The organism is Caballeronia catudaia, assembly GCF_001544755.2.
Classification (GTDB): domain Bacteria; phylum Pseudomonadota; class Gammaproteobacteria; order Burkholderiales; family Burkholderiaceae; genus Caballeronia; species Caballeronia catudaia.
Map to the genome: position 1 here is coordinate 343,831 of NZ_FCOF02000001.1, position 13,176 is coordinate 357,006.

Consider the following 13,176-nt stretch of genomic DNA (forward strand, 5'->3'; position numbering starts at 1 on the left):
GGTATATCGGGATAGATCTGTCCATGACAAACTCATCACAACAAGACTTTGACGTCGAACCGTCCGCCGATGACCCCGACGCGTCGGACCCCGCGCCACGTGGGGTTGCGGCATCAGGCGTCACGGGAATCGGCATCGGGGCGATTGCTCAGGAAATTGGTCTGACGAAGGACACGTTGCGTGTCTGGGAGCGTCGCTACGGCTTTCCGCAGCCGATGCGCTCGCCCGGCGGCGAGCGGCTATATCCGCAGGAACAGGTGACGAAGCTGCGGCTCGTCAAGCGTCTGCTCGACGCGGGCCATCGCCCGAGCAAGGTGCTCGCGCAGCCGGTCGATACGCTGCAGCATCTGGCCGAGAGCTCCGGCGTCGGACAGGATGCGCCCGACGCCGAGCTCGATCATCTGATTTCGCTGCTGCGCAAGGGCGCATACGAAGAGTTTCGCTTCTGGGTGCTGAAGCGCGCCACGCGCGACGGCCTTGAGCGCTTCGTGCTCGACGTCGCGGCGCCGCTGGCTGCGCGCGTCGGGAATGCCTGGGCGGCGGGCAGCTTGCAGGTCTACCACGAACATCTGTTCAGCGAGGCAATCCAGTCCACGATGCGCACGCTGATGCGTCCGCTCGGTGACGCATTGCGCGGCCGCGGCGGGCGTCCGCGCGTGCTGCTCACGACGCTTTCCGGCGAAGGCCACGGCCTCGGCATTCTGATGGCCGAGGCCATGTTCACGCTCTCCGAATGCGAGTGCATCCAGTTGGGGCTGCAAACGCCGCTGCACGATATCGTCGAAGCGGTGTCGGCGCATAACATCGACATCGTCGCACTGTCGTTCACGGCGGTGTTGCCGGCGCAGGCGATTGCGAACGGGTTGACCGACCTGCGCAATCTGCTCCCGTCGCACGTGCGCATCTGGGTCGGCGGCAGCAGTCCGGCGCTGCGCCGCAAGTGGAACGAAGGCGTGGTTCACGTCGCAGGGTTGGCCCCGATCGATGAAACCGTCGCGGAATGGCGTCAATCCGCCGTGCTATGATCGAAAACGCTCGCTACGGCGGGTTTCGGCGCGGAAGTTCGTAGTGGTGCGCATCGCATCACTGTCACGCGAACACGCCATACTGCGCGGCCGGCGCCGTCCGGCGGCAGGCTCGGGCGCCACTTGAACATACCTCAGGCACGGGTTTGGCTTCTCACCCACGGTAGAACAAGACGCACAACAGGCAACATTTGCACAGGAAGTGCAGTGTTTTCGCGGGACGCGACGCGTTGCCGCGGCGCCAAATTCGAGCCCTCGTTGTCGCAATTCGCCTTTGGCCGACCGAATCCCGCGTAAAATTGAAAGCTTGGTTGCTCGCATGCAAGGTATTCCCGCACGCGTGAGCCGAAGGTCAAATAGATATAACGTCGCATAAGTGGCATCAGGGGTGGACAATGAACACCATGCTTTATCCGGAACTTTATAAATCGCTGGAATCCGTCCGCTGGGACATGGAGAAGGACATTCCCTGGGACAAGTTCGATGCGTCCTTGCTCACCGATGAGCAGGCCAGGACCATCAAGATGAACGCGATTACCGAATGGTCCGCTCTTCCCGCAACCGAGATGTTTCTGCGTGACAACCACCATGACAGCGATTTCTCCGCTTTCATGAGCGTGTGGTTCTTCGAGGAGCAGAAGCATTCGCTCGTGCTGATGGAGTACCTGCGCCGCTTCAAGCCCGACATGGTGCCGACGGAAGAAGAACTGCACGCGGTGCGCTTCGAGTTCGATCCGGCGCCGCCGCTCGAAACGCTAATGCTTCACTTCTGCGGCGAAATTCGCCTGAACCACTGGTATCGCCGTGCCGCCGAGTGGCACACGGAGCCGGTCATCAAGCACATCTACGAAACCATTTCGCGCGACGAAGCCCGTCACGGCGGCGCGTATCTGCGCTATATGAAGAAGGCGCTCGCCAATGCGGGCGACACCGCGCGCGCGGCGTTCGCGAAGATCGGCGTGCTGATGGCGTCGGCGCGCCGCACCGAGAAGCCGCTGCATCCGACCAATCTGCACGTCAATCAGGCGCTTTTCCCGCGCGATACCGTGCAGTCGCGCCTGCCCGATCCGGAGTGGCTCGAGCGCTGGTTGGACGATCAGATCCGCTTCGACGACAGTTGGGAGAAAAAGGTCGTCGAACGCATCCTGCATAACCTGTCGATTCTTTTCGAGCGTTCGTTCGCGACCGCGCAGGAATTGAACCGCTATCGCAAGGAAGTGACGCAGCGTCTGCAATCCGCGCCGGGCGGAGCGGCCGAACAGCCGGCTTGACGCGTTCGGGCATCACGGACTAACGGCCCGCCGGGTTTGAACCGGCGGGCCGTTTCGCTTTCTTCGACACTTTCGAAGGAAAGCGCCGTGGCACAATGCGCGCTTTCAGCACATCGCAACGAGCGTCGCCATGCCCGCCATTTTCGAACGCAAGATCACCACGCGCGAAGCGCTCGCCGCGCACCGTCCCGCGTTGCTCGGCCCCGTCGTTTTTACCAACGGTGTTTTCGACATTCTTCATCGCGGGCACGTCACCTATCTCGCCGATGCAAAGGCGCTCGGCGCGACGCTGATCGTCGGCGTGAACAGCGATGCGTCCGTGCGTATGCTCGGCAAGGGCGACGATCGCCCGATCAATCGCGAAGACGATCGCATGGCGCTGCTCGCGTCGCTCGAGAGCGTCGACTGGGTCGTGAAGTTCGAAGAACCGACGCCGCTGCAACTGATCGACGCGCTACACCCCGACGTGCTTGTGAAGGGCGGCGACTACGACATGGACAAGCTGGCCGAATCCGCGCTCGTGCGCGGCTGGGGCGGCAAGGCGCTCGCCATCCCGTTCGAGCACGATCGATCGACGACGGCGCTACTCAAGAAGGTCCGCGAGCAGTCCTGATTCGCGCGCCGGATCATTGTCCGATCGGCGTGGATTGCACGTTCGCGGCCGGCGCCGGTCCCCCGACGCGTGGCTGTTCGAAGGCTTCATCGGGGCCGAGCGGACGCGTCGCGAGCGCTTCCGGATGCACCTGCTGCAACAGATGATGCGGCTCGCGCGCGCCCGCGGCGGGCAGCGGTCCGAACATGCCGCGCATGACGATGAACATCAGCAGGTTGGCGAGAATTAAGAGGGCGATCAGCCAGCGCAGCATTCCTGGGCTCCGTCCGTCAATCAAATGAGTGAATCAGGGTGAATGGCGCGCTGTCGCGTCGCGCGCGATGAGCGCGAGGCCGGACAGCACGAGAGAATCGTGTCGAGTATGGGGCACGTCGAGCGCGCCCGCGATTTCATTGGCCGCGCCGCCGCCGAGCACGAGACGGACCTCCGCTTGCCAGTCCGCTTTCAGGTCGCGCCACGCGCGTTCGATCAGGCTCGCCTGCGCAAGCAGGCACCCGGCCGAAAGGGCCGCAGCCGTGTCGATCGCGAAGTGACTGCGCGTCTGGTTCAACGCTTCACGCGCGGATGCGGGGTCGAGCGTTGGCAGTTGCGCGGTGTGGCTGCCAAGCGATTCCATCATCAGCGACCATCCGGGCGCGATCAGGCCGCCGGTGAACACACCGTCGGCGCGCAGCGCTTCGAGCGTGGTCGCGGTGCCGAAGGTCGCGACGAGCAGATGCTCGCCCGGATACGCAGCGCGCGCGGCGATCATGCCGGCCCAGCGATCACTGCCGAGGCGCGTCGGATCGGCGTAGTTGTTGATCACGCCACACTGCGCGGCACGCGCGCGTACGACGGTGCGCGTCAGCGTCGGCCAGCGGGCGTCGATCAGACGCTGGATGCGGTTGTGCACCGGCATGCCCGCGACGTTCGAGATCCACGCGCTTGCCGGCTCGGGCAGCGCGCCCCAGGCGTCGAGCGCGGTGTCGTCGGCGATGGTCGAATGATGGGCGTGCTCGAAGGCGCCGTTCGCGAGCGGCGCGCCGTCTTCATCGACGAGCGACCATTTGATGCGGCTGTTGCCCGCGTCGATGAGCAGATACCGCGCCGCATTTCCCGACGCTGTCACGGACGTTCCTTCGCGAGGCGCAGCGTCAGTTCGCCGGTCGCGACGGCGCGCGGGCCTTCGGGCGCGTCGATCAGCAACTGGCCGCTGTCGTCGACACCCGATGCGATTCCGCGCGTCACTTCCATGCCCTGATCGATGAGCGCCACTTCGCGGCCTGCCCAGGCGTGCGCGTCGATCCAGCGTTGGCGGAAAGGCCTGAAGCCTTCGGCCTCGAAACGCGGCAGTGCGGCGTCGAGCGCGTTGAGAAGCGCGGCGAGGGTATCGGTGAGATTGGCGTCGGGCCACGCGCGCGCGAGCGTGGCGGGCGTGGCCCCTTGCGCGGGTGACGCGGAGAGACGGTTCGCGTCGTCGACCTGTGCGGCGAGTTGCTCCGCGCCGTGCAGATTCATGCCGATGCCGATCACGACCGCCGTCGCGTCCGGCGTGTTCCACGCGGTTTCGATCAGAATGCCGGCGAGCTTGCCGTCGTCAAGCAGGACGTCATTCGGCCACTTCAACGCCGGACGCGCGGACGGCGAGAGCGGGAGGCGCGCGAGCGCATCGAGCACCGCCGTGCCGATGGCGAGACTCAGTCCCGACAGCCCTTCGATCGGCCGCTTCAGCACGCATCCGACCGACATCAGCAGCGCGTTGCCCGGCTCGGCGAGCCACGCACGGCCGCGCCGGCCCCGTCCGGCGGTTTGCGAATACGCGATGCGGACCACGGGCGTGCCGTCGCGCCGCGACGCGCGCAATTGCTCCATCAGGTCCGCGTTGGTCGACCCGGTTCCATCGACGATGTCGATGGTCCAGTCGCGAGCAGGCCGCTCGGCGAGTGCCGCGAGCCGGGAGCGGTCGATGCGCCAGGGCGCGTCGGGGGCGAAGGGAGTGGAGTTCATGGCGGGTATTGTAGCGGCGCGATGGGTGTTCTTTGCGCGTGAGCGGTGGTGGCGCTACGCCCGTGAAAACTTCGCTTCAATAGCCCTTGTCGCTCGGATATCGCCTCCGTGCATGCAGCACGTCGAGTACCGTGACACGGTCCGTCACGCGATATACCACCAAGTAGTTCGGGTGAACGACCATCTCCCTGGTGTTCGACACTCGGCCGCGGCGATAGATGTACGGAACGTCCGCCAATGCCCTCACCGCTTCCCTGACTAGCGAAAGTATATTTTCCGCTGCTTGCGGGTCACGCTCTTCGATGTATTCGTAGATTTCGCTGAGTTGCCTTCGTGCGCGCGGCCGCCAATCAACGAGCATTCCGTGCCTTTCGTTTTGCCGCCACTAGCGCATCCATTTCCGCGAACACCTGATCGTGCGGTATGGACGGAGCCGGATCTGCGAGTGAAGCTTCGACCTCGGCGCGGAACCAGGCGTTGTATTGTTCGGCTTCTTCGAGCGTATCAAACTCGGAAATGAGCGGATCGAGTCGTTTATCCATTGCAGTTGCACCAGAGTTGTTGAAACCATGATAGCGCAGCGACTTGACGGCGATGCAACCCGGAAATTCCGATCTTGCGCTGCCCTACCGTCCTCAGAGCACCATCCCCGCTCCCCGCAACGCACTTCGCTACAATGTCCTCTCCCCTTTAACCGCGTCTCATCGCGCCATCGCTCCTTGGACTTCGACACCCCGCCGCGCCTAAGAGTGGAAGCCGGTCAGCAGGGCAAGGTGGTCCGGCTCTCAGGCCAGTGGACCGCGCTGGCGCTCGCCCGCGACCGCGCGAAAAGCGGCGTGACGCGGCGGCTGCGCGCCATCGGGCGGGAGGCGATCGGTCAGTGGGATCTGCTGTCCGTCGAGCGGCTCGATCACGTCGGCGGACAGGCGCTCTGGCGCGTCTGGGGCCGCAGGATGCCCGCGACCATCGCGTTGTCCGACACGCAGCGCGAAATCTTCGAGCGCGTCGCGCTGCTCGATGCCGAGCGCGAAGAGCCCGAACCCGTCGATCGCGTCGATCCGGTCACGAGGCTCGGGTCGCTGATCTTCGCGTTCTTCGACCATCTCTATGACGGCCTCGCGATGTTCGGCGCGTTCATCCTCGATCTCATCGGGCTTGTCCGGCGTCCACAACGCATACCGTGGACGGAAATCTCCGCCAATATCTACAGCGCCGGCGCGCAGGCGCTCGCGATCACCGCGCTCGTCGCGTTCCTGATCGGCATCGTGCTCAGCTACCTGTCCGCGCAGCAGTTGCGCGTGTTCGGCGCGAATCAATACATCGTCAATATTCTCGGGCTCTCGGTGATTCGCGAGCTCGGGCCCGTGCTCTCCGCAATTCTGGTCGCAGGGCGTTCGGGTTCGGCGATCACCGCGCAGATCGGCGTGATGCGCGTCACCGAAGAACTCGACGCGATGCAGGTCATGGGCATTCCCCACAGCTTGCGGCTCGTGCTGCCGCGCGTGATCGCGCTCGGCATCGCGATGCCGCTGCTCGTCATGTGGACCAACATCATCGCGCTCTCGGGCGGCGCGCTCGCCGCGAAGCTCGTGCTGTCCATCGACATCAATTTCTTCATCCGTTCGCTGCCGTCCGTCGTGCCGATCGCGAATCTGTGGATCGGGCTCGGCAAGGGCGTCGTGTTCGGCATGCTGATCGCGCTCGCCGCCTGTCATTTCGGTTTCCGTATCAAGGCAAATTCGCAGAGTCTCGGCGAGGGCACGACGACTTCGGTCGTGACGTCGATCACCATCGTGATTCTCGCGGACGCAGTGTTCGCGATCCTGTTTCAAAACTCGGGGCTATGACCGACATGTCGACCACGCTCGCCACCGCCGTGCGTCACCAGCCGCCGCCCGTCATCGCGGAGCCGGTGATCGAAGTGCGCGATCTGACGAAGCGTTACGGCCGCACGGTCATCCACGAACATCTGAATCTGGACGTGCGGCGCGGCGAGATCGTCGCGTTGCTCGGCGGTTCCGGTTCCGGCAAGACCACGCTCGTGCGGCAGATTCTCGGGCTCGAGTTTCCGACGTCGGGCACCATTCGCGTGCTCGGCGAGGAATGGGCGCAGATGGACGAGGAAACCGCGAAGATGCTGCGCACGCGCTCCGGCATGATGTTCCAGCAGGGCGCGCTGTTCTCGTCGCTGACGGTGTACGACAACATCGCGCAGCCGTTTCGCGAACTCGGCAAGATTCCCGAGGATCTGATCCGCGAGTTCGTGATGCTGAAGCTCGAAATGGTCGGCCTGTCGTGCAAGCACGCGACCAAGATGCCGTCGGCGTTGTCGGGCGGCATGGTGAAGCGCGTGGGCATCGCGCGGGCGATCGCGCTCGAACCCGAACTGCTGTTTCTCGACGAACCCACCGCCGGCCTCGATCCGAAGGCGTCGGACGAGTTCGTCGATCTGATCGCCACATTGCATCGCGCGCTCGGGCTGACCGTCGTCATGGTCACGCACGATCTCGATACGATGGTCGCGCTCTCGACGCGCGTCGCGGTGCTCGCGGAGCGGCGCGTGCTCGTCGCGGCGCCGGTGGAGGAAGCGTGCGCGGTGGACCATCCGTTCATCCGCGAGTATTTTCTCGGGCGTCGCGGGCGCCGAGCGCTGCAGGCGCTGCCCGCCGAGCGTCGCGCAAAGCTGCCGCCAGCCGCGCTCGAAGACGCGCCGATCAGCGTCAACAAATAGCCGCATCGGGCGAAGCGCAAGCACGCGAAAGTCAAAGGAACCTGCCGATGGAAAACAAATCACATGCGTTCTGGACCGGGCTCTTCACGATCGTCCTCGTGCTGGCCATCGCGTTCGCCGTGTTCTTCTTCAATGTGGATCGCACCGTGCGCGTGCCTTACGATCTCATCGCGCGCACCAACGTCACCGGACTCTTCACGGACGCGGCCGTGCGTTATCGGGGCTTGGGCGTCGGCAAGGTGCAGTCGATCAGTTTCGACAGGTCCCATCCTGGGCAGATCCGCATCCGCATTCTCGTCGACAAGAACGCGCCGATGACGCATTCGACCTTCGCGACGCTCGGCTTTCAGGGCGTGACGGGCATCGCGTTCGTGCAGCTCGACGACACGGGCGCCGACACCGCGCCGCTTGCCTCATCGCCGCAGCACGTGGCCGAAGTGCCGATGCGCCCCGGTCTTTTCGAGCAGTTGCAGCAGCGCGGCGACGTGATCCTGAAGAAGTTCGAGCGCCTTTCGGAGGACGCCGACAAGTTCCTCTCCGACGACATGCGCAACCAGATCATGGACACGACGAAGAGCCTGCAAGGCGCGGCCGACGGCATCGCGACGCTCGCGAGCCAGGTTCAGCCCACAACCGCGCAGTTGCCGCAGACGCTGAAGCAGATCAACACCACGCTCGCCTCGACCAATCAGCTGATGCAGAACCTGAATCGTCCGGACGGCCCGCTCGTCGCCAATCTGAACGAGGCGGGCAAGGCCGCCGAGGAAGCGGGCGCGGCGCTTTCGGACATGAACGAATCGCTGCGGTTCATCACGGCGCGCGTCGGCTTCGAGGCGCTGCCGCGCTTCTATTCGTTTTCCGACGACGTGAGCGCAGCCGCGCGGTCGGTCGATCGCGCCGCCGACGCATTCAGCACCAATCCGCGCAGCGTGCTTTTCGGCGCGCCAAAACGGGAACCCGGGCCGGGCGAGCCGGGTTTCACGTGGCCCGCGAAATCAGCACACTGAGCCGCGCACTGAACGAGAAGAAGACATGGCAAAGATCGACTTGAGAGCAGCAACGGCGATGTTCGCGCTCGCCTTTATCACGATGCTCGCGGCGTGCGGATCGACGCCGACCGCGATGCCGAACGCGCGCTACGACCTCGGCACGCCGCCCGCCGCGAACGCATCGGCGAACGTCGCGCCGATGCCACCGGTGAAAGTGCTCGCGGTCGGCGCGCCGCGCAATCTCGAAACCGATTCGTTCGCATATCGGCTGAGTTATGTCGATGCGCAACGCACCGGCAGCTATTCGGACAGTCACTGGACGATGCCGCCCGCGCAACTGCTGACGCAGCGTCTCCGTGAGGCGCTCGCGGCGCGCGGCCCGATTCTCTCGGGCGCGGACCCGGTGCGCGCCGTGCCGCTGCTCGAAGTCGAGCTGACGAGCTTCGAGCAGGTCTTCGACGCGCCCGAAGAGAGCCACGGACTCGTCTCGGTGCGCGCGACGCTCACGCAGCAAGGCCGTGTCATCGGCCAGCGGAGTTTCGCCGCGAGCGCGAGCGCGCCGAGCGCCGACGCATCGGGCGGCGCGCGGGCGCTCGCGGCCGCATCGGACGATGTAATCGCGCAACTTTCCGCGTGGCTCGCCGCGCAACCGCTTTCCGCTTCGCGATGACCGTCCGCAGCTTCACCTTCCGCCGAGCACGGAGGCGCCCGCGCGGCTCATGACGATCAAGCAATGGCAGCGCCGCCCGTCGGCGTTTTCCCGGCAGGCGCTCGCCGCATACGCGGCGCTCGTCGTCTATGGATCGCTGTATCCGTTCTCGGGCTGGCGCTCGCTGGGCCTGAGCCCGCTCGCGTATCTCGCCGATCCGCTGCCGCAATACCTGACCGCCTTCGACGTCGTCACGAACGTGCTCGGCTACATGCCGCTCGGCGCGCTGATCGTGCTGGCGCTGTATCCGCGCGTTCGCGGCACGCTCGCCGTGTGCGCGGCGCTCGCTGGCGGCGCGTTGCTTTCCGGCACGATGGAAGCGATCCAGACGTATCTGCCGACGCGCGTCGCTTCGAATCTCGATCTCGCCGCCAATGCGCTCGGCGCGCTCGTCGGCGGCGTGCTGGTCGCGCCCGCGACGAGCGCGCTGCTCGATCGCGGCTTGCTGCGGCGCATTCGCTTCACCTGGTTCGAGCGCGATGCGGCGTATGTGATCGGCCTCACGGCGCTATGGCCGTTCGCGGCGATGTTCCCCGCGCCGTTTCTCTTCGGCGGCGGCGACCTGCCGCGCGTGCTGTGGGACGAACTCGACCCGGCGATGCAGGACGCGATTCTCGCGTGGACGCCCGCTTCATGGGACGTCGAAAGCTGGCCCGACCGGCTCGGCGCGCTTTTGCCGGACGACGCATGGGAAGCGCTCATCACGTCGACGAGTTTATTTGCCGCGCTCGTGCTCGCGACGCTCCTGACGCGCGCCCGCGCGCCGCGCCTCCGCCTGATGCTCGGCCTGATCGCGCTGACGCTCTTCGCGAAGGCAGGCGCGACATTCCTGCAGTCGCGCGCGGGCCTCACGTTCGATTGGGCGACGGACGGCGCGCTCGAAGGCATCGCGATCGCGACGCTGGCGGGCGCGCTGTCGGTGTCGCTGCCGCGGGGCTTGAGGGCGGCGCTCGCGGGCGGGGCGCTCGTCGTGTCGCTCGCGCTCGTCAATCTGCTGCCGGTGAATCCGTACTTCGACATCGTGCTCGCCGACTGGCGGCAAGGGCGCTATCTGCATTTCAACGGCCTCGCGCATTGGCTCACATGGGTGTGGCCGTATGCGGCGCTCGGCTGGCTCGCGTCGTCGGCGGAACGTGCGTTGCTGGCGCGGCGGCGCGCGCGCAGGGCGTCGGAGCGCTAGTTTTCGGCACCAAAGGGCGGGCACGAACATCGCTCGCTATAATCGACCGACACTCTCATCGCACCCGCTCATGGATTCCTTCTACAAGTACCACGTGTTCTTCTGCCTGAATCAGCGCGATGCCGACGCGCCGCGCCCGAGCTGCGCAAACTGCAACGCGCAGGCCATGCAGGAGCACGCGAAAAAACGCGTGAAGCAATTGGGACTCGCGGGGGAAGGCAAGGTGCGCATCAACAAGGCGGGCTGTCTGGACCGCTGCGAACTGGGGCCGGTCGTCGTGGTGTATCCGGAAGGCACGTGGTACACGTATGTCGATGAAACCGACATCGACGAAATCGTGGACTCGCATCTGGCCAACGGCAAAGTCGTCGAACGTCTTCTGATCGATCAACCCGCATAGAAGCACGCACAAGAGCAGGCATGAACGCGCAAACCGAAAAATTCCTCATCGACGGGCCGGTCGGCAAGATCGAATGCGCGCTCGATCGCACTGATTCCAATGGTCAGCCTGCGCGCGGCATCGCGCTCGTCGCGCATCCGCATCCGCTCTTCGGCGGCACGATGGACAACAAGGTTGCGCAGACGCTCGCGCGCACTTTCGTGCAACTGGGCTACACGACGTACCGCTCGAACTTTCGCGGCGTCGGGCAAACCTCCGGCGAACATGACAATGGCATCGGCGAGCAGGACGACCTGCTCGCGCTGATCGACCACATGCGCGCGCAGCCGGGTCAGGCCGATGCGCCGATCGTGCTCGCGGGCTTTTCGTTCGGCACGTTCGTGCTGTCGCACGTCTCGAAGCGCATGCTGGAAGCGGGCAAGGAAATCGAGCGCATGGTGCTGGTCGGCACGGCGGCGAGTCGCTGGGACGTCGCGCCGGTGCCCGACACCACGCTCGTGATTCACGGCGAAGTGGACGATACCGTGCCCATCCAATCCGTCTACGACTGGGCGCGGCCGCAGGAATTGCCGGTGGTCGTGATTCCGGGCGGCGAGCACTTCTTTCATCGCAAGCTGCATATCCTGAAGCGCGTGATCGTCGATGCGTGGCGTTGAGCGCCGCAAGGTGTTCGAAGGCCTTCGCGCGTGCATCGATTGCGATCGGTAAAAGCGGCTAAGCGCAACCTGAAAAACGTTAAAACGCGCTGTAAAGGCGCAGATTCAAGGGAAACCGCAAGCGGCCCGCGCGTATAATGGCGCAGATTTTTTACGCTGTTTCCGGCCGCGCGGTGCGCTCGTCCAAGCGTCTCGCGGTCTTCGGAACTCCGGCTTTCGAGAACCGTTTTCGCGTCCGTCTGTCGAACGAGCGCTTTTCTCCGCGGCGCCGCGCGTGCCGCTGTCCTGGCGAAAAGCCCGACCAACAGCGACGGTCTGCCTGTTCAACCCGTGCTTCGCCGATCTTCCGATCCTTATCGGCATCGTCGCAGCCTGCTTTTTCCGCCGATCGATCCTATGCGCTTTGTCCCTTCCGGCTTGTCTCTTCCGTCTGTTTCCGCTTCTGTTTCCGTTCGCGCAAAAACCGCTTTCGTTCTGCCCGCCCTGCTGGTGGCCGCGAGCGCGTTCGCGCAAGTGCCGCCGCCCGACGTGACCGCGCGATCGTGGGTGCTCGTCGATGCAACCAGCAATCAGGTGCTCGCGTCCGGCAATCCCGACGAGCGCGTCGAGCCGGCGTCGCTCACCAAGCTGATGACCGCGTATCTCGTCTTCGACGCGCTGAAGTCGAAGAAGATCAACATGGATCAGACCGTCATGCCGAGCGAAGCCGTGCGCCGCGTGCGCACGGACGAGTCGCGCATGTTCATCGAGGCGAACAAGCCGGTCACGGTGCACGATCTCGTGTACGGCATGATCGTGCAGTCGGGCAACGACGCGGCCATCGCGCTGGCGGAACTCGTCGGCGGCAGCGAAGGCAACTTCGTGCAACTGATGAACGCGGCGGCGAAGCGCATCGGCATGACGCATACCAATTTCGCCGATGTGAACGGCATGCCCGATCCGCAGCACTACACGACCGCGGGCGACCTCGCCGTGCTGTCGACGCGCCTCATCCGCGACTTCCCCGAGTACTACAGCATCTTCTCGGTGAAGGATTTCACGTACAACAAGATCAAGCAGCCGAACCGCAATCGCCTGCTGTGGCTCGATCCGACCGTCGATGGTCTCAAGACCGGCCACACGAAGGCCGCCGGCTATTGCCTGATCGCGACCGCGAAGCGTTCGCTCAACGGCGTGCCGGATGCGAGCCGCCGTCTCGTCGCCGTGATGATGGGCGAGCCGAAAGAGCACAACCGCGTGCAGGACAGCCTGAAGATGCTGAACTACGGCTACACGGCGTATGACGCGCTGCGCCTGTACAAGGCGAATCAGGTGATCGAATCGCCGCGCGTGTACAAGGGCGCGAGCGACAACGTGCAGGCCGGCGTCGCGACGGATCAGTACATCACCGTGCCGAAGGGTCTCGGCGACAAGGTCAAGCCGACCGTGACGCACAACGACCTGATCACCGCGCCGATCAAGAAGGGCCAGCAGATCGGCACCGTCAAGATGATTGCGGACGGCAAGGAAGTCGCGCAGTTCCCGCTCGTCGCGCTGCAGGACGTGCCGGAAGCGGGCATCTTCGGCCGCCTGTGGGATTCGGCGCTGCTGTGGTGGCAAAAGCGCAAGTAAGGAGC

16 protein-coding genes are annotated in these 13,176 nt (G+C 64.9%); 11 read left to right on the plus strand and 5 right to left on the minus strand.

The window, feature by feature from the left end:
* Window positions 1–23: 23 nt before the first annotated feature.
* The 3 genes from AWB75_RS01625 (at window position 24) to rfaE2 (ending at window position 2,909) form a co-directional block, all read left to right on the plus strand.
* Complete coding sequence (locus AWB75_RS01625) at window positions 24–1,025, plus strand: MerR family transcriptional regulator (protein WP_061122311.1); 1,002 nt, start codon at window positions 24–26, stop codon at window positions 1,023–1,025.
* Window positions 1,026–1,420: 395 nt separating this feature from the next.
* The gene (locus AWB75_RS01630; protein ID WP_061122312.1) at window positions 1,421–2,296 is read left to right on the plus strand and encodes a ferritin family protein; all 876 of its coding nucleotides are present in this window, start codon (window positions 1,421–1,423) and stop codon (window positions 2,294–2,296) included.
* Between the two features lie 130 nt (window positions 2,297–2,426).
* Entirely contained in the window at window positions 2,427–2,909 is a 483-nt protein-coding gene (rfaE2, locus tag AWB75_RS01635; RefSeq protein ID WP_061122313.1) for a D-glycero-beta-D-manno-heptose 1-phosphate adenylyltransferase, read from the plus strand.
* Window positions 2,910–2,922: 13 nt separating this feature from the next.
* On the opposite strand, the gene AWB75_RS01640 is transcribed toward rfaE2, so the two are convergent.
* The 5 genes from AWB75_RS01640 to relB form a co-directional block, all read right to left on the minus strand.
* A complete protein-coding gene (locus tag AWB75_RS01640) occupies window positions 2,923–3,162 on the minus strand; it encodes a hypothetical protein (protein WP_061122314.1) in 240 nt (79 codons plus the stop codon).
* A 33-nt stretch (window positions 3,163–3,195) separates the two neighbouring features.
* Window positions 3,196–4,017 carry a type III pantothenate kinase gene (locus tag AWB75_RS01645; protein ID WP_061122315.1) on the minus strand — a complete coding sequence of 274 codons (822 nt, stop codon included), beginning with the start codon at window positions 4,015–4,017 and terminating at the stop codon, window positions 3,196–3,198.
* Window positions 4,014–4,895 carry a biotin--[acetyl-CoA-carboxylase] ligase gene (locus tag AWB75_RS01650; protein WP_061122316.1) on the minus strand — a complete coding sequence of 294 codons (882 nt, stop codon included), beginning with the start codon at window positions 4,893–4,895 and terminating at the stop codon, window positions 4,014–4,016. Before AWB75_RS01650 ends, AWB75_RS01645 begins: the two co-directional genes overlap by 4 nt.
* Window positions 4,896–4,971: 76 nt before the next feature.
* Complete coding sequence (locus tag AWB75_RS01655) at window positions 4,972–5,256, minus strand: type II toxin-antitoxin system RelE/ParE family toxin (RefSeq protein ID WP_061122317.1); 285 nt, start codon at window positions 5,254–5,256, stop codon at window positions 4,972–4,974.
* Window positions 5,246–5,437 (minus strand): type II toxin-antitoxin system RelB family antitoxin, encoded by a 192-nt coding sequence (relB, locus tag AWB75_RS01660; RefSeq protein WP_061122318.1) that lies wholly within the window; start codon window positions 5,435–5,437, stop codon window positions 5,246–5,248. The genes AWB75_RS01655 and relB overlap by 11 nt, the downstream gene beginning before the upstream one ends.
* Window positions 5,438–5,614: 177 nt before the next feature.
* Between relB and AWB75_RS01665 the strand changes: the two genes are divergently transcribed.
* The 8 genes from AWB75_RS01665 (at window position 5,615) to AWB75_RS01700 (ending at window position 13,171) form a co-directional block, all read left to right on the plus strand.
* Entirely contained in the window at window positions 5,615–6,742 is a 1,128-nt protein-coding gene (locus tag AWB75_RS01665; RefSeq protein WP_061122319.1) for an MlaE family ABC transporter permease, read from the plus strand.
* A gap of 5 nt (window positions 6,743–6,747) precedes the next feature.
* Window positions 6,748–7,626: an ABC transporter ATP-binding protein gene (locus tag AWB75_RS01670; RefSeq protein ID WP_061122448.1), complete on the plus strand. Its 879-nt coding sequence runs from the start codon at window positions 6,748–6,750 to the stop codon at window positions 7,624–7,626.
* Window positions 7,627–7,673: 47 nt separating this feature from the next.
* Window positions 7,674–8,633, plus strand: a complete 960-nt coding sequence (locus tag AWB75_RS01675) for an MlaD family protein (RefSeq protein ID WP_061122320.1) — start codon at window positions 7,674–7,676, stop codon at window positions 8,631–8,633.
* A 25-nt stretch (window positions 8,634–8,658) separates the two neighbouring features.
* Complete coding sequence (locus AWB75_RS01680; protein ID WP_061122321.1) at window positions 8,659–9,285, plus strand: ABC-type transport auxiliary lipoprotein family protein; 627 nt, start codon at window positions 8,659–8,661, stop codon at window positions 9,283–9,285.
* Window positions 9,286–9,334: 49 nt separating this feature from the next.
* A complete protein-coding gene (locus tag AWB75_RS01685) occupies window positions 9,335–10,504 on the plus strand; it encodes a VanZ family protein (protein ID WP_061122322.1) in 1,170 nt (389 codons plus the stop codon).
* 70 nt (window positions 10,505–10,574) lie between these two features.
* Complete coding sequence (locus tag AWB75_RS01690; protein WP_061122323.1) at window positions 10,575–10,904, plus strand: (2Fe-2S) ferredoxin domain-containing protein; 330 nt, start codon at window positions 10,575–10,577, stop codon at window positions 10,902–10,904.
* A 20-nt stretch (window positions 10,905–10,924) separates the two neighbouring features.
* Window positions 10,925–11,560 carry an alpha/beta hydrolase gene (locus AWB75_RS01695; protein ID WP_061122324.1) on the plus strand — a complete coding sequence of 212 codons (636 nt, stop codon included), beginning with the start codon at window positions 10,925–10,927 and terminating at the stop codon, window positions 11,558–11,560.
* Between the two features lie 396 nt (window positions 11,561–11,956).
* On the plus strand, window positions 11,957–13,171 hold the full coding sequence (locus AWB75_RS01700) for a D-alanyl-D-alanine carboxypeptidase family protein (protein WP_061122325.1): 1,215 nt from the start codon (window positions 11,957–11,959) through the stop codon (window positions 13,169–13,171).
* The last annotated feature ends 5 nt before the right edge of the window (window positions 13,172–13,176 follow it).